This window comes from Streptomyces sp. NPDC013455, from assembly GCF_040632975.1.
GTDB lineage: Bacteria > Actinomycetota > Actinomycetes > Streptomycetales > Streptomycetaceae > Streptomyces.
On the sequence record NZ_JBEYCX010000005.1, the window covers coordinates 123,762 to 141,473 of the forward strand.

Annotated in this window: 17 protein-coding genes; 9 read left to right on the top strand and 8 right to left on the bottom strand. The window is 74.7% G+C overall.

Going from position 1 to position 17,712, the window contains the following annotated elements; translation table 11 throughout:
• Positions 1–70 precede the first annotated feature (70 nt).
• The 3 genes from ABZ576_RS10975 to ABZ576_RS10985 all read right to left on the bottom strand — a co-directional run bounded on the left by ABZ576_RS10975 (position 71) and on the right by ABZ576_RS10985 (position 2,618).
• On the bottom strand, positions 71–1,141 hold the full coding sequence (locus ABZ576_RS10975) for a hypothetical protein (RefSeq protein ID WP_360738683.1): 1,071 nt from the start codon (positions 1,139–1,141) through the stop codon (positions 71–73).
• Positions 1,142–1,392: 251 nt separating this feature from the next.
• On the bottom strand, positions 1,393–1,623 hold the full coding sequence (locus ABZ576_RS10980) for a helix-turn-helix transcriptional regulator (RefSeq protein ID WP_360738686.1): 231 nt from the start codon (positions 1,621–1,623) through the stop codon (positions 1,393–1,395).
• A gap of 179 nt (positions 1,624–1,802) precedes the next feature.
• A complete protein-coding gene (locus ABZ576_RS10985; protein WP_360738689.1) occupies positions 1,803–2,618 on the bottom strand; it encodes a serine hydrolase in 816 nt (271 codons plus the stop codon).
• Between the two features lie 195 nt (positions 2,619–2,813).
• On the opposite strand from ABZ576_RS10985, the gene ABZ576_RS10990 reads away from it, so the two are divergent.
• The 4 genes from ABZ576_RS10990 (at position 2,814) to ABZ576_RS11005 (ending at position 6,697) form a co-directional block, all read left to right on the top strand.
• Positions 2,814–3,851: a permease gene (locus tag ABZ576_RS10990; RefSeq protein WP_360738692.1), complete on the top strand. Its 1,038-nt coding sequence runs from the start codon at positions 2,814–2,816 to the stop codon at positions 3,849–3,851.
• Positions 3,848–4,660: a TIGR03943 family protein gene (locus tag ABZ576_RS10995; RefSeq protein ID WP_360738695.1), complete on the top strand. Its 813-nt coding sequence runs from the start codon at positions 3,848–3,850 to the stop codon at positions 4,658–4,660. Before ABZ576_RS10990 ends, ABZ576_RS10995 begins: the two co-directional genes overlap by 4 nt.
• Before the next feature lie 177 nt (positions 4,661–4,837).
• On the top strand, positions 4,838–5,440 hold the full coding sequence (locus ABZ576_RS11000) for a hypothetical protein (protein ID WP_360738698.1): 603 nt from the start codon (positions 4,838–4,840) through the stop codon (positions 5,438–5,440).
• Between the two features lie 192 nt (positions 5,441–5,632).
• Entirely contained in the window at positions 5,633–6,697 is a 1,065-nt protein-coding gene (locus ABZ576_RS11005) for a YihY/virulence factor BrkB family protein (RefSeq protein ID WP_360738701.1), read from the top strand.
• Positions 6,698–6,721: 24 nt separating this feature from the next.
• Here the strand turns inward: ABZ576_RS11005 and ABZ576_RS11010 are convergent, their stop codons facing one another.
• The 3 genes from ABZ576_RS11010 to ABZ576_RS11020 form a co-directional block, all read right to left on the bottom strand.
• Positions 6,722–7,471: a 3-oxoacyl-ACP reductase family protein gene (locus ABZ576_RS11010; RefSeq protein ID WP_360738704.1), complete on the bottom strand. Its 750-nt coding sequence runs from the start codon at positions 7,469–7,471 to the stop codon at positions 6,722–6,724.
• A 97-nt stretch (positions 7,472–7,568) separates the two neighbouring features.
• Complete coding sequence (locus ABZ576_RS11015; RefSeq protein WP_360738707.1) at positions 7,569–8,228, bottom strand: response regulator transcription factor; 660 nt, start codon at positions 8,226–8,228, stop codon at positions 7,569–7,571.
• Positions 8,225–10,582, bottom strand: coding sequence for a histidine kinase (locus tag ABZ576_RS11020; protein WP_360738710.1), 2,358 nt, complete (start codon positions 10,580–10,582; stop codon positions 8,225–8,227). Before ABZ576_RS11020 ends, ABZ576_RS11015 begins: the two co-directional genes overlap by 4 nt.
• A gap of 137 nt (positions 10,583–10,719) precedes the next feature.
• Between ABZ576_RS11020 and ABZ576_RS11025 the strand changes: the two genes are divergently transcribed.
• The gene (locus ABZ576_RS11025; protein ID WP_360738713.1) at positions 10,720–11,916 is read left to right on the top strand and encodes a CPBP family glutamic-type intramembrane protease; all 1,197 of its coding nucleotides are present in this window, start codon (positions 10,720–10,722) and stop codon (positions 11,914–11,916) included.
• Positions 11,917–12,000: 84 nt separating this feature from the next.
• Complete coding sequence (locus ABZ576_RS11030; protein ID WP_360738715.1) at positions 12,001–12,897, top strand: NAD(P)-dependent oxidoreductase; 897 nt, start codon at positions 12,001–12,003, stop codon at positions 12,895–12,897.
• Between the two features lie 30 nt (positions 12,898–12,927).
• Here the strand turns inward: ABZ576_RS11030 and ABZ576_RS11035 are convergent, their stop codons facing one another.
• A complete protein-coding gene (locus tag ABZ576_RS11035; protein WP_360738718.1) occupies positions 12,928–13,509 on the bottom strand; it encodes a hypothetical protein in 582 nt (193 codons plus the stop codon).
• Between the two features lie 248 nt (positions 13,510–13,757).
• On the opposite strand from ABZ576_RS11035, the gene ABZ576_RS11040 reads away from it, so the two are divergent.
• The gene (locus ABZ576_RS11040) at positions 13,758–14,504 is read left to right on the top strand and encodes a VCBS repeat-containing protein (protein ID WP_360738721.1); all 747 of its coding nucleotides are present in this window, start codon (positions 13,758–13,760) and stop codon (positions 14,502–14,504) included.
• A 210-nt stretch (positions 14,505–14,714) separates the two neighbouring features.
• On the opposite strand, the gene ABZ576_RS11045 is transcribed toward ABZ576_RS11040, so the two are convergent.
• Entirely contained in the window at positions 14,715–15,371 is a 657-nt protein-coding gene (locus ABZ576_RS11045) for a maleylpyruvate isomerase N-terminal domain-containing protein (RefSeq protein ID WP_360738724.1), read from the bottom strand.
• A 212-nt stretch (positions 15,372–15,583) separates the two neighbouring features.
• Here ABZ576_RS11045 and ABZ576_RS11050 point away from each other — a divergent pair, with 212 nt between their 5' ends.
• Positions 15,584–16,804: a glycoside hydrolase family 88 protein gene (locus tag ABZ576_RS11050; RefSeq protein WP_360738727.1), complete on the top strand. Its 1,221-nt coding sequence runs from the start codon at positions 15,584–15,586 to the stop codon at positions 16,802–16,804.
• A 255-nt stretch (positions 16,805–17,059) separates the two neighbouring features.
• The gene (locus ABZ576_RS11055; protein ID WP_360738729.1) at positions 17,060–17,686 is read left to right on the top strand and encodes a pyridoxamine 5'-phosphate oxidase family protein; all 627 of its coding nucleotides are present in this window, start codon (positions 17,060–17,062) and stop codon (positions 17,684–17,686) included.
• Positions 17,687–17,712 lie beyond the last annotated feature (26 nt).

The following is a 17,712-nucleotide window of genomic DNA, read 5'->3' on the forward strand; positions in this document are numbered from 1 at the left end:
TCGTACTCCGACCGCGTGCCCCTTCCACGCCGGGCGAAAAGCCCCGGCCGGGGTTTCCGGCCGGACCCGCTCAGCCTCGGAAGGCCGGGTACCGCGGCAGCGGCGCCGACTGCCAGGTGCGGGCCGGCCCGCGCAGCAGGAGCTCCATGGTCCGGGTGAACGCGGGGAACCCGGTCAGCGCGCTCGCCGTCTCCCAGCGGTGCCGCAGCAGCCCGCGCACCGTGGGAACCGGGCGCCGGGTAGGGTGCATCGGCCGGTCCTCACCGGCGCGGCCCAGCAGGCGCACGGTCGCGTCGACCGTCCAGACCGCGATGGCCCGGGACATCCCGGCCTCCCACACCGCGTCCTCGGCCAGTTCCGGGCAGGCGTGCACGACCTCGGTGCGATAGGCCCGCTCGGCCTCCTCCGCCGGCTCGGACGGCAGCCGGAAGACGCACCAGCAGGTGGAGAAGGGCATCCGGCAGTAGGCGGCCGTCAGGAAGACCGACTGGTAGGTGGCCGCCTCGAAGTCGATCAGGCGCAGCCCGCCGGTGGTCAGCAGGGTGTTGTCGGGGCAGGTGTCCCCGGGGGTGAACGCCGGGTACCGGTCACCGCCCGCCGTGCCGATCCGGGCCAGCTCCTCCGTCAGCCCCGGCGGGACGGCGATGCCGGCCTGTTCGAGCAGCGGCGGCAGCGCGGAGGCGTTCCGCCCGGTCCACGGGTCGTCCGACCAGGACGGCGTGCCCCGGCCGAACCGGGCGGTCAGCCGCGCGAAGTCGGCACGCCTGCCGGCCGCCTCGGCGGCCAGGCGGCCGAGCGTCCGGGCCCAGGCCGTCAGGCCCTCCCGCGCCGCCTTGGGATCGTCGCCGAGCAGCACGTCGGCCAGGGTCGGCGCCTCGCCCAGGTCCTCCATCACCAGCAGCGGCGCCTTTGGGTCCACGCCCAGCAGCTCCGGGCCCGCCAGACCGAGGGAGAGCGCGGCGGCCTCGGAGGCGAAGCAGCGCAGCGCCACCGGATCGCGGCCGTACGCCTTCACGATCACCGTGCCGCCGGCCGTGGTCCGGCAGCGCAGGACCGTGCTGCGGCTGCTGCCGCCCAGGTCGGCCGGGTCGGACAGTCGGGTCCCGAGCAGGCGGCCCGCCCCATGCAAGATCGGCTCCACCCGGGCATCCTCCCACCACCCCGCGGCCGCCCCGGGACCGGGACCGGCGGCGGCGTGGGACGGGTGCGGGCGGGTGCCCGCCAATGGTTTCGTGTCCGTCTCGCGTTCCGTGGCCGCGGTCGCATGCCAATGGTTCGTGTCCGTCTCGCCTTCCGTGGTCGCGGTCGCGCGAGCCCGGTTCGTCCCGGCGCCCCGCCGCGATGCCCGCCGGGCACGGCCGGCGGTGGCCCGGGTGCCGGCGGGCCCCGGGGTCACAGGCCCAGGGCGATCGCCATCCGGGTGAGCTCCGCCGTGTTGCTGATGTTGAGCTTGGCCCGGATGCGGCGCAGGTAGGCGTCGACGGTGTGCGTCGACAGTCCCATGTGGCGGGCGGTCTGCAGGTAGGTCCGGCCGGCGGCGATGTGCCGGAGCGTCTCCCGCTCGCGCGGAGCCAGCGCGGGGGCGGGGGCTTCGGTGGGCGACGGGGCGAGAGTGGCGCTCATGGTGTTCCTCCGGCGAAACGGCTGGGGGAGTTGTCCGTTTAGGGCGGTTTGCCCTTGTTCCACCAGATTGCTTGCCGGACTTCACGGGCCCGTCCGCCGACTGTCACAGGCGTGTCACAGGGGCCGGGGGATTGGTTTGAACCACTGGCCCGGTCCGGCTCACCCGCCGGACGGAGCCCTCACCGTACGGCCGCGCGCGCCGTCCGCTCCACCAGGGACACGCCGTCGCCCATCGACGCGCTGCCGTCCGAGAGCACCGCGACGAGATACCGGTGCCCCTCGACCGTGACCTGGCCGACGCTGTTCACGTCCCACCGGCCCGTGGTGTTGCGCTGGAGCCAGCCGTTCTTCAGCGCCGGCCCGGAGCCGGCCCCGCCGATCGCGGAGACGCCCCAGGTCTGCTCGGGTACGACCTGGCGCATCAGGGTGCGGATGTAGGCGCGCGACGTCGCGGACAGTCCGCCCGACCCCTCGCGTGCCGTGCCGCCGGTGTCGAACACGGCCCGCAGCAGCCGTATCTGGTCGCTCGCGGTCGTCCGGGTCAGCCCCCACTTCGCGCCGGGACCACCCTTCGTCGACGTGAGTCCCAGGCGCTTGTTGGCCGCCGCCAGCCCCGGGGCCCGGCCGATCTGCCGCCACAGGGCGTTGGCCGCCGCGTTGTCGCTGCGCCGGATCATCGGCTCCGCGCGCTCGCGTTCCCGTTCGGTGAGCTGCCGCCCCTCGTCCTGCGCCCGGAGCAGCAGGGCCGCCAGGATGTCGACCTTGACGATGCTGGCGGTGTCGTACGCCTCGTCCTCGCCGTGGATCGCCGGCGTGCGGCTCGTGCCGTCGAGGTCGAGCACCGCCGCCGTGGCGCGCGCCGGGGTCCCGGACGGCGCCGGGCCGGCGGCCGCCGCCGGGGCCGGGTGCAGGAGGCCGGTGCCGAGGAGGGCTGCCGCCGAGACCACCAGGGCCCCGGCCTTGCTTCGTGCGGTACGCGAGACGTGGGACGACATGGGTCACGAACGTAGACACAAAACGCGTCCGGTGACGTGGCAGCCGTCACCTCGGGCCCCGATTCGGCCCGGATTGTGAGAAGAGCCACCGATGGGGCGCATTGTTCCCTCCGGTCGCCGGCATGGCGGCGTGTACGCGCCACCGGACCGCCCCCCTCGCTTATCGTCGCCCAGACACCGACATCCGGAGTGATTATGAAAAAAACGGATGAACTGGTTGGTGTAGCGGAGAGCACCGCGGTCCTACCCGCCGCCCCACCGTTGCGCCGCGTCCGGCCCCGGACCCTCGGCACCGCTCTCGCCCTGACCGCCGGCGTCACGGCCCTGCTCCTGCTGACCGGCACCCAGTGGCCGCACCAGCCGGCCGTCCAGGCCTGGCGCACCGTCTGCCTGGCCATCACCGTCCAGGCGCTGCCCTTCCTGCTCCTCGGGACCGCCCTGTCCGGCGCGATCAACGCCTTCGTGCCGGCCGACCTGTTCACCCGGGTGCTGCCCGGGCGGCCGGCTCTCGCGGTACCGGTCGCCGGTGTCGCCGGTGCGGTCCTGCCCGGCTGCGAGTGCGCCTCCGTCCCGGTGGCGAGCAGCCTGATCCGCCGGGGCGTGACCCCGGCCGCCGCGTTCGCCTTCCTGCTCTCCGCGCCGGCGATCAACCCCGTCGTGCTCACGGCCACCGCCGTCGCCTTCCCGGGCAGCCCCGCGATGGTCGCCGCCCGGCTGCTCGCCTCCCTCGCCACGGCGGCCGTGATGGGCTGGCTGTGGCTCTGGCTCGGCAAGGAGGAGTGGCTGCGCCCCCTCCTGCGCCACCGGCACACCGGCCACCAGCACGGCCACAGCCGCTGGAGCGAGTTCCGGCTCGGCTTCCAGCACGACTTCCTGCACGCCGGCGGCTTCCTCGTCCTCGGCGCGATGGCCGCCGCCACCTTCAACGTCGCCGTGCCGGGCTCCGTGCTCGACGCCTTCTCCGGCTCGCCCTGGCTGTCGGTGCTCTTCCTGGCGGGCCTCGCGGTGCTGCTGGCCGTCTGCTCGGAGGCCGACGCGTTCGTGGCGGCCTCCCTCACCGGCTTCTCGCCGACCGCCCGGCTCACCTTCCTGGTGGTCGGCCCGATGGTCGACGTGAAGCTGATCGCCCTGCAGGCGGGCACCTTCGGGCGTGCCTTCGCCTGGCGGTTCTCGGCGGCGACCACCGTCGTGGCGGTCGCCGCGAGCGTCCTGACCGGAGGCGCGCTGCTGTGAAACGACCGGTCCAGACCCTCCTGCTGACGGTGACCGGCGCGGGCCTGCTGCACGCGACACTGCTCACCGACACCTATCTGCGCTACGTCAAGGCCGGACTGCGCCCGCCGCTGATCGCGTCCGGGATCGTCCTGCTGCTGCTCGGCCTGGCGTCAGCGGTCACCCGCGACGGGCGCCGGCCCCACGCGCACGGCGCCGGCCACACACCTGAGCGGGGGCCCGACCACACCGCCGGTGCCGGCCGGGAACACGCTTGGGCACCCGGCCACGCGCAGGACACCCACGGTCACGACCACTCCGGCACCCCGGCCATCGCCTGGCTGCTGTTCCTGCCGGCGCTCAGCCTGCTCTTCTTCGCCCCGCCGGCGCTCGGCGCCTACACCGCGGCCCGCGCGAACGACAAGCCGGTCACCGCGCAGCACGGGTTCGCCCCGCTGCCCGCCACCACACCGCTGCCGCTGACCCTCACCGACTTCACCAGGCGCGTCCAGCAGGACCGCAGACGCGCCATCAGGAACCGCACCGTCCGGCTGACCGGCTTCGTCACCCCGGCCGGCGACGGCGACGGCTGGTACCTCACCCGCATCGTCTTCTCCTGCTGCGCGGCGGACTCGCAGACGGTCAAGGTACGCGTCCACGGCACCGGGGCGCCGCCGCCGAACACCTGGCTGGCGGTGACCGGCACCTGGCACCCGCGGGGCGCCCTCGGCACGCGGACCGCCGAGGCGGGGCTCGACGCCAGGGACGCCAGACCCGTCGCGCAGCCCGTCAACGCCTACACCGACGACCTCCCGCTGACCCCCGACTAGCGAGGGCCTGCCGTTCGGACCCACCCGGGATCCGAACGGAAGACCCTGGTCCGACCGGACGACCGGCCCCGACAGGTGCACGATGGAGTGGTGACGCCGTTCGGTGACCGGGGGCGGCCGTCCGCAGGGGGGACCGTCCCGACTCCGGCCGCGGGTGTGCGAGAGGAGGCGGTGACGATGACCCGGACACCTCCCACGACGGTCAACCGGGTACGGCTGTGGCGGTGGCGGCCCAACCCGCTCAGGCGGCACAGCGACGTCGTCGAGGCATGGACCGTCCTGGCCGCCTGGGTACTGGCCCTGGTCGCCGGCGTCCTGGCGGGTGTTCTGGCGGCCCGCGCCTCGGCGGCGGCCTTCGAGGCGCGGCTGGCCCAGGTGCACACCGTCTCCGCCGTACTCACCGAGGACTCGGCGCGGACCCCGCCGGCCGGCACCGGTTACGACGACGGGCGGGTGTGGGCCGCCGTGCGCTGGACGGACGGCGACGGCTCGGTGCACGCCGACCGGGCCAAGGTCCTCCCCGGCGCCCCCGCCGGTACCCGGGTGACGGTGTGGGCGAACCAGGACGACCGGGTCGTACCCGCCCCCGTCAGCGGAGCGTCGGCCGACGTCCAGTCGGCCCTGACCGGCGCGCTCGTCGGGCCGCTGGCCGGCGCCGCGGTCTGGGGCGCGGGCTGGGGGGTCCGCAAGCGGCTCATCCGGCGGCGCATGGCCGAGTGGGACGAGGAGTGGAAGCAGATCGGACCCCGGTGGGGCAACTTCAGCGGAGGCCGCGGCTGACCGCGGGCCGCGAGCGGCGTACGGGTCGAGGACGGGAGGGGCCGCGAAGGGGTGTGGGCCGCGGGTGGGAGGGACCGCGAGCGGCGTACGGACCCGCGGGCGGGAGGGAACGCGAGCGGCTGCGGAGCGCGGGCTGAATCCGGAACCGGCGGGCCGGGGCTTGAGCGCGGCGCGGCGGGATACCCGGCCGGTATGGCGAAACTGCACCTACCACGGCGGCACCACCGGCAAGTCCACGATGAGACCCCGGAGCCGCGGATCCCGGCGCCGGACGAGGCGGGGCCGGCCGAGGACGTCGAGCGGCGGGCGCCCGACACGCCCTCGAAGCTGCCCAGGCAGGCTTGGCGCGCGGTGCTGAAGGGCTCGCTGCGCGAGTTCAAGGACGACGAGCTGAGCGACCGCGCCGCGGCCCTCACCTACTACGCCGTCCTGTCCCTGTTCCCGGCCCTGCTGGTGCTGGTCTCCCTGCTGGCCGTCGCCGGACGGTCGGTCACCGACAAGGTGCTGGCCAACCTGCGCGACCTGGCACCCGGCCCGGCCCGGGACATCATCACCCGGTCGGTTCAGCAGCTCCAGAACGGTGCCGGTGTCGGCTCGATCGTGGCGCTGGCCGGCATCGTGCTGGCCGTGTGGTCGGCGTCCGGCTACGTGGCGGCCTTCATCCGCGCCGCCAACGCCGTCTACGACATGCCCGAGGGCCGCCCGGTGTGGAAGATCCTCCCGGTGCGCGTCGGCGTCACACTGGTCCTGATGATCCTCGCCGTGGCCAGCTCGCTCATCGTGGTCTTCACCGGCGGTCTGGCCCGCCGCGCCGGAGAGGCGGTCGGGCTCGGCGACACGGCGCTCACCGTGTGGTCGATCGCGAAATGGCCGGTGCTGGTCCTGCTCGTCACCGTCATGATCGCGATCCTGTACTGGGCGACCCCCAACGCCAAGGTGAAGGGCTTCACCTGGATCACCCCCGGCAGTCTCCTCGCCCTGCTGATCTGGATGGCCGCCTCCGCCGGCTTCGCGTTCTACGTCGCCAACTTCGCCTCCTACAACAAGACGTACGGCACGATGGCCGGCGTCATCGTCTTCCTGGTCTGGCTGTGGATCACCAACCTGGCGATCCTGCTGGGCCTGGAGTTCGACGCGGAGACCGTACGGCAGCGGGCCATCGCCGGCGGCCATCCGCCGCGGTCCGAGCCGTACACCCAGCCGCGCGACACCCGGACGTGGGACGAGGAGGACGTGCGCCGGCTCGAAGAGCCCTGACGCGCACGCTCCGCCCCGGCCCCGTCAGGCCCCGTAGCCGCCGTCGACCGAGAACTCCGCGCCCGTCACGTACGCCGCCTCCGGTCCGGCCAGGAACGCCACCGCGGACGCGACCTCCTCGGCCGTACCGAAGCGCCCGAAGGCGGTCATGGCCGCCTGCCCGGACGCGTGGGGTCCGTCCGCCGGATTCATGTCCGTGTCGGTCGGGCCCGGGTGCACGACGTTCGCCGTGATGCCGCGCCCGGCCAGCTCGCGGGCCAGCGCCTTCGTCAGCCCGACGACGGCCGACTTGGTCATCGCGTACAGGGTGGCCCCGGGCCCCGGCACCCGCGCGGTGACACAACTGCCGATGGTGATGATCCGCCCGCCGGGCGCCATGAGCGCGGCCGCGGACTGCGCGGCCAGGAACACACCGCGCACGTTCACGGCGAGGACCCGGTCCACGTCCGCGAGGGACAGGCTCTCCAGCGGCTGCACGACCCCGACCGCCGCGTTGCCCACCAGGACGTCCAGCCCGCCCAGCGCCTCCGCCGCGCGCCGCACCGCGTCCGCCGCCTCCTGCGGGTCCGCGGAGTCGGCGCGCAGGGCCACCGCCCGCCGTCCCAGCGCCTCGATGTCCCGTACGACGTCCTCGGCCGCCTCCTTGCCCCGCACATAGGTCACGGCCACGTCCGCGCCCTCGCGGGCCAGGCGCCGTGCCGTCGCCGCTCCGATGCCCCGGCTGCCGCCGGTGACCAGTGCCGTCCTGCCGTTCAGGTTTCCTCGTGAAGTCATGACCCCATCCCAGCCGACGGCCGTCGCCGACACCGGCGGGCAACGGACATCGACTTCGGCGCTTGGAGCGCGGCCGGGCGCGGCCGGGCGGGGGGCGTCAGGTCCGCCCGGCCCCGCGCGGGCTGATCAGGCCGCTCTCGTAGGCGAGGATCGTGGCCTGGACCCGGTCGCGCAGGCCCAGTTTGGACAGCAGGGCGTTCACATGGCTCTTGACCGTGCCGGTGGTGACGCCGAGTTCGGCGCCGATCTCGGCGTTGCTCAGCCCGGAGGCGATCTTCAGCAACACCTCCCGCTCCCGCAGGGTGATCCGGTCGAGGATCCCGGCGGCCGCGGGCGGGGGCGGGGCGCTGCGGGCGAAGGTGTCGATGAGCCGGCGGGTCACGGCGGGCGCCAGGATGCCGTCGCCGGCCGCGACGACCCGGATCGCGGACAGCATTTCCTCGGGCCGGGCGTCCTTCAGCAGGAACCCGGACGCCCCGGCACGCAGCGCCTCGTACACGTACTCGTCGAGGTCGAACGTGGTGAGCACCAGGACCCGCGGACCGCCCGCCGCAGCGGTGATCAGCCGGGTCGCGGTGAGCCCGTCCATGCCCGGCATCCGGATGTCCATCAGGACCACATCGGCGCTCCCGTCGGCGGCGAGCGACACCGCCGACGCCCCGTCGGCGGCCTCCGCCACCACCGTCAGATCGGGCTCGGCGCCCACGATGGCGGCGAATCCGGCCCGGACCACGGCCTGGTCGTCGACGACGATCACGCGAACGGCGACGGGGACACCTCCTGGACGGGGGCCGGTGCGGATCCGGCCGGCAACGACACCCGTAGCGTACCGGCTGGTTCACACGCGATCCGCCCCTCACCGGCGGTCACCTGCACCCGCAGCCGCTCGGCGACCGGACCCACGACGGCGAGCCGCACACCCGTCACCGTGATGCGCACCCGGCCGCGGCGCCGCCGCAGCGTGACCCGCGCCCGCCCCTGATCGCCCGCGCCGAGCGCCGCCTCCACGATCCGGTACACCGAGACCTGCACGGACGGCGGCAGACCCCGGGCGGCCCGCGGCAGGCCCCGCAACCGCACCTCGCGGCCCCGGGACCGCAGCGCGCGGCACAGCGCGTCGAGGTCGGCGGCGGTCGGCGACGGAGCGAGCCGCCCCCCGGGCCCCGCACCGTCCCCGTCGGCGCCGCCGAGGCTGTGCAGCATCTCCCGCATCGCGGCCAGCGCCGCCCGCGCCGCGTCGGCCACCTGGGCCAGTTCGCCCCGCCGGGCGGCACCGACCAGGGCACTCGTGTGCGCCAGTACGGCATCGCGCAACGTCAGCGCCAGCCGCCGCCGTTCGGCCTCCGCGGCCTGCCCCGCCTGCCACACCGAGCTGGCCAGCGCGAAGTCGTCGTACGCCACGGCCCGCAGCCGGCGGCGCCGTACGAGGAGACCGGCGCCCCACACGGCGGCGAACACCGGGGCCAGCAGGACGGACAGGAAGAACGCCAGCAGGACGCACTCGCCCACGCTCGTCGGCTCGCCCGCCACCGAACCGTCCGCGCACGACGTGGCCGTCACCACGGCGGCGGCCCCGAGCGTCGCCGCCACCGGCCCCGGCCAGGTGCGCGCGGGCCCCTGCCCGAAGGCGGCGACCGCGTACACGGCCATCGTCTCCACCAGCGTCCCGCCGACGAGGAGTTCCGCCACCTGCGACGGCAGCGGCACCGCCGCGGTGGCCACCGGCCCCAGCCACGCCGTCGCCGAAGCGGCGAGGAGGACGGTCCGCGGGGCGCGCCGGCGCCACAGCAGCGGCAGCGCGTGCAGCACCAGCACCCCGCAGACGACCAGCAGCGCCGGCAGCGCCGCCCGCCGGCCGTCGGCCGGCCAGTCCTCCGAGAGCGCCAGCGCGAAGGAGACGGGCAGGACCGTCGCGGCCAGTGTCAGGGCGGGGTCGGCGAGCCGCTGCTCGCGCAGGACGTCACGCCGCCGGCCGTCCTCGTCCCGCTGCCGCGGCTCGCCGTCCGGCAGCGTCGCACGGACCCGCCAGCCGCCCTCCCGGGTGGGCCCGGCGGTCAGCCGGCCACCGGCCGAGGCCGCCCGTTCCCGCATCCCGGCGATGCCGCGCCCCGCGCCGAGACTCCCGGCGCCGGGTGCCGCACCGGCGCGCGGCGGCGCGTTCTCCACGGTCAGTTCGAGCAGGCCGCCGGCCCGCCGGACCAGCACCCGGGCGGCGGCACCGGGCGCGTACCGCAACGCGTTGGTGAGGGCCTCGCGGACGATGCCGTGGATCGCCTCGGCCGCCGGTCCGGCCAGATCGTCCGGGATCCGCGCGGTGACCGGACGGCCCAGCCGGCCGAACCCCGCGACCAGTTCCTCGATCCGCCCGCTCATCGGCCGCTGGTCCGGGTGGTCGGCGGCCCGCAGCACACCCACGAGCCGTTGCAGCGCCGTCAGGGTCTCGGTGCCGGTGCGCTCGGCGAACGCCAGCGCCTCCGCGGCCAGGTCGGGCCGGCTGCTTTGCAGCCTGCGCGCGGCGTCGACGGTCACCACGACCGAGGTGAGGTGATGGGCACTCACGTCGTGCAGTTCCCGGGCCAGTCGCCGCCGCTCGTGGTCCCCCGCGAGCCGGCGGGCGTCCTCCGCCCCGGCCAGCCGCCGGGCCGCGCTCAGCCGCCCGGCCAGCCACTGGCGCCGCGCCTCTCCGAGTCCCGCGCACAGCACACAGGCCGTGAGCGAGATCGCCATCTCGGCCGGCAGCCCGGCCCGCAGGTCCTCCTCCACGGCGGCCACCAGCCACTGCACGCCCACGGCGGGAACCAGCGCCCGCACCGTCACCGGCACGGGGCAGCGGACCGCGACGGAGTACAGCGCGATCAGCGAACCGAAGCCGAGATAGCCGTCCGACCAGGCGAGTCCGCCGACGACGTCGGCACCCAGGGTGCCGGCGAGCGCGCGCAGCGGTGCCGTCCGGCGCTGCCCCAGCGCGGCCGCGTCCACGGCGAGCGCGCACAGCACGCAGAGGAGGGCGAGCGGCCCGGGGGAGGGGTCCGGGCCCACGCCGGGCCACAGCAGGGCGCCTTGCCCGCCCGCCAGCAGCAGGGGCAGCAGCCAGTTTCGTGTCGTCTCCATGTCGGCGACGAGCGTAGAGGCCGGCCCGCGCGGCAGGCACCGCACCCGAGGGGGAGGCCGATCCCCAACCAGAGATAGAGACACCGGTCCTGCCGCAGGCCGATGGCGCGCGCGGATCTCTTTGACAGGCTGACGGTATGACACAGCCACAGCCACAGCCACAGCCACAGCTCGCCGAGCCGCTCCCGTACCACCGCCTGGCCCGCCTCGCACCGCTCTACCGGTGGTGGCGCCCCCTGCTCGGCACCCTCGTCGTGGCCGTGGCGTACATGATCACCCTGATCGTCCTCATGATCCTCTCCACGGCTCTGGGCGTGGCCCTGGGATACCCGGAGGACGACGACGGCTGGCCCGAGTTCGGCCCCGTCACGGGCACGGCCCTGGACCTGCTCACCCTCGCGGCCGGTATACCGGTCGTGCTGCTGGCCGCGCGCTGGATCGGCGGCCGTCCGGCCGGCTCGCTCTCCTCCGTCACCGGCCGGCTGAGATGGCGCTGGCTGCTGCTGTGCCTGCTGACCGCCCTGCCGATCCTGGCCCTGGCGATGGGCGGCATGCTGCTACTGCCCGCGGACGGCGAGCCGGAGGGCCAGTGGGTGGGAGGGGCGGCCTTCGGGCGGGCCCTGGCCATGCTCCTCGTGCTGGTGCCGTTGCAGGCGGCCGCCGAGGAGTACGTCTTCCGGGGCTGGCTCACGCAGACCGCCGGGGCGTTCCTGCGTTCGCCCTGGGCCGCGCTCCTGCCCCAGGCCGTCCTGTTCGCGGCCGCCCACGGCTGGGGCACGCCCTGGGGATTCGCCGACCTGGTGGTGTTCGGGGCGGCCGCGGGCTGGCTGACCTGGCGCACGGGCGGACTGGAGGCGTCCATCGCCCTGCACACCGTCAACAACCTCTTCGCCTTCGGGGTGTCCGCCGCCGTCGTCGGCGGGCTCGACAGCGAGGAGACCGCGGCGGACGCCGACTGGCAGCTCGTCGCGCTCGACGTCGCGAGCATCGTGCTGTACACGGCGGCCGTGGCGTGGTGGCTGCGCCGCCGCCGGCTGGACCGCACGGCCCCGGCCCCGGCACCGGTGCACCCGCCGGCCGTCCCCCTGCCCTTTCCGTACGCCTACGGCGCCCCCGTCCCGGCGCAGTGGCCGGGACACCCGGCCCCGGGCGCGCCGCTGCCGCCGCAGTGGCCGGGACAACATCCGGCCGCGGGCGCTCCCTTGCCTCCGCAGTGGCCGGGGCAGCACCCCGTACCGGGCGCCCCGGTGCCTCCGCAGTGGCCCGGGCAGCATCCCGTACCGGGCGCACCCGTGGCTCCGGACGCCGGGGCGGACGGTGTGGACCGCGCGTGAAGAGTGCGTCCCCGCCCCTGACGGTTCGGGGCGTACCCCGATCATGGTGCGTAGCGCTCCACAGGGACAGGAAGGAATGACGTCATGACCGACGAACTCACCGTGAGCGTCCTGGGCACCGGCATCATGGGCGCCGCGATGGCCCGCAGTCTCCTGCGGGCCGGACACGACGTCCGTGCCTGGAACCGCACCCGCGCCAAGGCCGAACCGCTCGCCGCCGACGGCGCGCGCATCGCGGGCACGCCCGCCGAGGCCGTCGAGGGCGCCGATGTCGTCCTGACCATGCTCTACGACGGCCCGGCCGTCCTGGACGTCATGCGCGAGGCCGCTCCCGGACTGCGCCCCGGTACCGCCTGGGCGCAGTCGACCACCGCCGGGACCGAGGCCGTCGGCGACCTGGCCGCCTTCGCCCGCGACCACGGCCTCGTCTTCTTCGACGCTCCCGTGCTCGGCACCCGGGAGCCCGCCGAGACCGGCCGGCTCGTCGTCCTCGCCGCGGGGTCGGACGCGCACCGGGGCGCCGTGACCCCGGTGTTCGACGCGATCGGCGCCCGCACCGTGTGGACCGGCGACGACGGCGCGGCCGGCACCGCGACCCGCCTGAAGCTGGTAGCCAACAGCTGGGTCATCGCGGCCACCGCCGCGACCGGGGAGGTCCTGGCCCTGGCACAGGCGCTCGGCGTGGACCCGGAGAGCTTCTTCGACGTGATCGCGGGCGGCCCGCTGGACATGGGGTACCTGCGGGCCAAGTCCGGACTCGTCCTCGACGGCCGGCTGACCCCGCCCCAGTTCGCCGTGGCAACGGCCGTGAAGGACGCCGGGCTCATCGTCCGGGCCGGCGAAGAGCACGGCGTGCGTCTGGACGTGGCGGCCGCCAGCGCCCGGCGCCTGGAGCGCGCCGCCGCGCAGGGCCACGCCGACGAGGACATGGCCGCCGCCTACTTCGCCAGCTTCGACGCCACCGGCCGGCCGCCCGTCTGAGGACGCCCGTACCGGACCCGCTGCCGGACGTCAGCCGGCGGTGCCGGCCTCCGCCGCAGGGGTGTCCGCCGCCGGGGTGTCCGCCGGGGTCCGCGTCGGCTCGTCCCGCACGGTGTAGAAGACGGACGGGCCCTGCTTGGTGCGCCGGGCGCCGTTCCGGGCCACGAGGTTCTCCAGCGTGGTGCGGACGACCTTGGTCTGGATCCCGCGCCCGGGATGCGCCCGGCCCAGCGCCTCGGTGACCTCGGCGGCGGACCGCGGCTCGCTCTGCTCGGCCAGGTACCCGCGGACGAGTTCCACCAGCGTGGGCTGGGCCGGCCGGGAAGTCGCCTGCCGGGCCGCCGGCTTCTTCGCCGCCTTGCGCCGCGCGTCCCCGCTCTTCTTCCGGGGGGACGGTACGACCGTGCCCGCCCCCGGTGCGGACACACCGAGCGCCTGCTGCATGTTCAGCAGGATGGCGTGGTCGTGCTGCAGCGTGGCCAACTGCTCCTGCAGAGCGGCGATCTCCGCCGTGACGCGTTCCTGCTCCTTGAGGTTGTGCTCGAGGTCGTGGGTCACCTGGCTCACGTACTGGGAAGCCAACTCGGTGACGGGTCCGGCGCTTTCCGGCATTTCTCCTCCGCTCCTGACGGGCGACACCTGGATGATACGGGTGAGTCAACCTGTTATCACCGCTCTGCCGGGTTTCCACGGGGGCCGTCCGGCCGCCGTCCGCCCCGACGAACCACCGGTGCGGGCATCCCGACGTGGTCGGTGCCGACGAGGCCGGGCCCCACGTGGCCGGTGCCGACGGCGCGGGCGGGAGAGGGTTCGCGGCCCGGTGTCCGGTCGGTTCCGCCCGCCGACTACGATCTCCGGCCATGGCGGTGCCCGGCGGACGTTCCAGAGCGAGACGGCTCGCCCGCGCGGCCTGGATACCGGCCGGGTTCCTCCTCCTCGCCGGCTGCGAGGACTCCCTGGGCCGGCCCCCGCTGCGCCCGACCGGGCCCCCCGCGGTCACCGCCTGCCTGACGGGGCAGGGGGACCTGATCGCCGACGTGAACAACGACGGCCACCCCGACCGCGTCGCCGATCCGTCCCACCGCGGTGCCCTGCTGACCATCACGTTCGGCGTCGGGACGGCTCGTCAGGAGACGGTCACGACCAGGGAGCTGGCCGACCGCACGGCGGGCCGGCAGCCCTATGTGCGCGCCGCCGTGGCGGACTTCGACCGGGACGGCTGGAGCGACCTGCTCGTCGTCGCCGGGCAGGAGCAGCGCGGCGACGATCCGGTCCCGCCGCGCGTCGCCGAACTGCGGCTGGGTCCCTTCTCCAACACCGGCCGTGGCCGGCGGGTCGTGCCCCTCCATCTGGGGGCGACGAAGGACATCGTCGTCGCCGACCACGACCACGACAGTCACCCCGACGTGACGGCGTACACCTACTCCGGCGACGGCACCTACGCGTTCGTGGCGCGCCTCGGCGACGAGGACACCGGTCTCCGCTCCGACGGCGGCGCCTACGGCACGGACCAGGACGGCACCGGGTACCGGCCGACGGACCGCCTGCCGCACTCCGGCCTGTCGCCGTTCTACCCGGCCTGCCACCCACGGGGGCCGGCCGGATGAAGGGCGACGCCCCCAGGTGACCCGGCCCCGCCGGCCCGCGCGCGCCGCACCCGCTCACCGCCCGTGCGCGCCGCACCCGCTCACGGCCCGTGCGCGCCGCACCCGCGCACCGCCCCTGCGCGCCTCGGCCGCGCTGCCGCCCCCTCCCGCCTCCGCCACGTGCCGCCCGCGCCCGCCTCGGCCGCGCCGCCGGCCGGTCCCGCCGCCCGATCACCCGATGACGAAGGGGATCTCTGCGGCCAGCGGGCCGAGTTCGGCCTTCTCGGCGTCGGTCGGGGCGCGTCGTCCCGTACCCACCCGCAGCACGTCCTGGTCGGACCATGCGGCGGGGAAGGCCGCCCCGGCCATCTCCTCCAGCATCGCGCGCGACCGGGCGAGGCCGTCGGCGGGGGGCGGTTCCGCGCCCGGAAGGTGCGCGATCAGGTCCAGGTGGTGCAGGGTCCACTCCCACACGTACGCCGAGAGGTAGTCGGCCACGGTGAGTACCTGGTCCTGTGTACTCACCCGCAGGGCCGGATCGGCCAGCTCCGCAGCGCGCCCGGCGGCCGAACCGACGTCGTCGAGGTGGAACTTCAGCAGCCGCGGCTCCTCGTACGCGGCGGCGAGCCGGACGGTCAGCGCGTCCAGCGGGTCCTCGCCGGTCGGCGGGGTGCGGGTGACGTTCCAGTAGGTCACCGCGTCCCGGGTGGGCTCCGCCTCGGCGGGCGTCACGAGCGTGATCAGCACGTCCTGGGCGTCGATGACCAGGTGGCACACCAGGTCCCGGACGAGCCAGCCGCTGCACCCGGACGGCCGCGCGAAGTCCTCGTCGGAGAGTCCGGCGACGGCCCCGCGCAACGCGCTCCACGCACGTGAGAAGAGATGCACGGCCGCAAAGTAGCAGCGCGCGGCCGGTCGTTCGACCGAATAACCCGGCCCCCGGACGGCCCCTCACCGGGCATCCGGACGAAGACCGCGAGGCTCGACACCGGCCTTGGTGTTCATGGTCATGAACAAAGCTCACATGGGTGTACATGGGTCCGGACCCTGTGCAAAGCTCGGCCGACTTCTGTTCCAGGCAGTGGAGTTGGAGGGCGAGCATGAGCGTTTCCCGGCGTACGCTGCTGGCCACGGCGGCCGGTGCGGCGGCCGTAGGTGCCTCCGCCGTTCCGGCGGCGGGTGTGACGGACCGGCAGAAGGCCCTGCGGACACTGCGCGCGGCGGCGGACTACGCGGTGGAGAAGGTCCGTGACACCGCGCCGGGCGTGACGGGCTTCCCGGTCGGCACGAGATTCGAGAAGTGGACCTACTCCCGCACCGGGGACTGGGTGGGCGGCTTCTGGCCCGGCACCCTGTGGATGGCCTGGCTCCACAGCGGGGACGACACCTTCCGCGACCGGGCGGTCGAGTCGGCCCGGAACCTGGCCCCGCGCCAGTACGACACGAGCACCCACGACCTCGGTTTCCTCTTCTACCCCTCCTGGGTCACCGCCTGGCGCCTGACCGGCGACGACGTCTGGCGGGCGGGCGCGATACGCGCGGCGGACTCCCTGATCCAGCGGTACAACCCGCGCGGCAGGTTCATCCGGGCGTGGGGCGCGCTGAGCGACCCCGCGAACGCGGGCCGGGTCATCATCGACACGATGATGAACCTCGACCTGCTGGCGTTCGCGAGCCGGCAGACCGGGGACGACCGGTACCTGGACATCGCCGTCGAGCACGCGAAGACCGCGCAGCGCGTCTTCCCCCGCCCCGACGGATCCACCCCGCACGTCTACGACTTCGACCCGGAGACCGGCGCGCCGGTCGGCCCGGCCACGGTGCAGGGCTACAGCGCGGCCTCCTGCTGGTCGCGCGGCCAGGCGTGGGGCATCTACGGCTTCACCACGATGTACCGCAGGACCGGCGACGAGCGGTTCCGGGACACCGCGCGGAAACTCGCCGACTACGCCATCGGGGCGCTCGGCCCCGACCACGTCCCGGTCTGGGACTACCGGGCGCCCCAACAGCCCTACGACATCAAGGACGCCTCCGCCGGCGCGGTCATGGCCTGCGGTCTGCTCGACCTGCACGCGGCGACCGGCAGGTCCACCTACCGGGACACGGCACTGCGGGTGCTCACCGCGCTCGCGGAGACCTGCCTGACCCGGAACTCGGCCCGCGCCGAGGCCGTCGTGGCCCGCTGCACCCGCAACCGCCCGGCCGAGGACGGGATCGAGATCTCGCTGCCCTACGCCGACTACTACCTGCTCGAAGGCATCCTGCGCGTCCTGCGGCCCGCCGACGTCGACCGGGCGATCGACCTGTCGCAGCACGGGTGACGCCTCCCCGGCGCGCAGGTCCGGGCCCGGCCCCGCGGTCACCGCGGCGCCGGGCTCCCCGCTTCAGGGGGGCGGCGGAGCGGGGGAGCAGGGGGTATCTCGGCCAATTGTCGACAGCCTGACGGAATTTCGCCGGTGCGGAAGCCCCCGGCGGGCCGGAACGGGCTCATGGCGCCGAGATCTCTGAACTAAGCTGTCGCTTACTGCTCTTTCCGCTCGCCGAGCTTGTATTTCTTGGAATGGAGGCGGCGCCGCATGAGCCGATTCGCCCACGTGGCCTTCACCGAAAACGTCCGACGCGTCCAGGAGGAACGAGGCAGCGCGCTGTACATGCAGCGGATGCTCGCCGGACACACCGGGCATGCCGATCGCCTGGGGCCCGAGGAAGCCGCGTTCATCGGCGCCCGCGACGGGTTCTACCTCGGCACGGTGAGTGAGACCGGCTGGCCGTACATCCAGTTCCGGGGTGGACCGCCGGGCTTCGTGCACGTCCTCGACGGGGAGACGCTCGCCTTCCTCGATGTGCGCGGCAATCGACAGTACATTACGGCCGGAAACATTCGTGGCAATGACCGGGTGTCCCTGTTCTTCATGGATTACGCACGCCGGACGCGGCTGAAAGTGTTCGGTCGGGCCGAAATCAAGGACCCTGGCGAATTCAAGGGGGTGCGGGACCGGTCGGACGGCGTGCGCACCGAGGGGCACGAGGAGTGGCTGCTGGTCGTACGGGTCGAGGGCCTGGCCTGGAACTGCCCCCAGCACATCACTCCCCGGTTCACGCAGGACGAGATCGAGGGCGCGCTGGAGAACGTGTACCAGCACATCGCGCGACTGGAGCAGGAGAACCGGGAGTTGCGGGAGCGGCTGGGGGCCCGGGACTGAACCTCCGGGACCTGCCCCGGGGCCGC